Below are 658 nucleotides of genomic sequence, written 5' to 3' on the forward strand. Positions count from 1 at the left end.
CCCTCGCGCTGCCCGCCCTCGGGATCGCCGCCGCGGACACGGTCCACCGCGTCGCGACCCCAGGGGCGCTGCAGGCCGCAGCACCAGGATCCCCCTCCCGGGATGCTGCGGTGCTCGACGGCGCCTCCCGGGCCGGCAGCCCGGTCCGGGAGGCGCTCCTCCTCACCCCCGACCGGGATCCGCGCCGATGATCGCCGCCGCCGCCCGAAGGCCGCCCGCCATAGGGACCGACCCGATGCGGACCGACCCGATGCGAACCGACCCGAGACCCCCGTGCGGCGGCGCCCGCGTCCTCGACCTCGCGATCTGCATGATCCTGGCCGTCACCATCGTCGGCCTGCTGCTGCTGGCGCTCTGACCGGCCCGTCGGAGGGCGTCTTCTGCAGCCGCGCCTTCCCCCCGCTGCGGAGGGGCGCGACCTTTCCGGACAACGCGCTCCCCACTCCCGGCCCGCTTCGCGGCCCTCCCCCCGCCGAAGGGGGAGGCACGGGCGGCCCGCTGGATCCCGCTCCGCAAAACCTCCCATCCCAACACGAGAACCCCCATGTCGAGATCCGTTCCGGCGCTCGTTCGCACCCTGCTGCCCGCCTTCGGCCTGATGGCCGGGCTCGCCTCCGCCGAAGCCGCGGACCTGCCGCGGCTTCGGCGGAGGCGAGCC

The 658-nt window shown here is 76.0% G+C and carries 1 protein-coding gene and 1 pseudogene; both read left to right on the forward strand.

Going from position 1 to position 658, the window contains the following annotated elements; all coding sequences use genetic code 11:
- Positions 1 to 191, forward strand: a pseudogene (locus FV223_RS31360) (hypothetical protein); the annotation flags it as partial.
- Entirely contained in the window at positions 188 to 358 is a 171-nt protein-coding gene (locus tag FV223_RS31065; protein ID WP_187274949.1) for a hypothetical protein, read from the forward strand. The pseudogene FV223_RS31360 and the gene FV223_RS31065, both read left to right, overlap by 4 nt.
- The last annotated feature ends 300 nt before the right edge of the window (positions 359 to 658 follow it).

The organism is Methylobacterium sp. WL116 (assembly GCF_008039455.1).
In the GTDB taxonomy this organism is placed as follows: Bacteria; Pseudomonadota; Alphaproteobacteria; order Rhizobiales; family Beijerinckiaceae; genus Methylobacterium.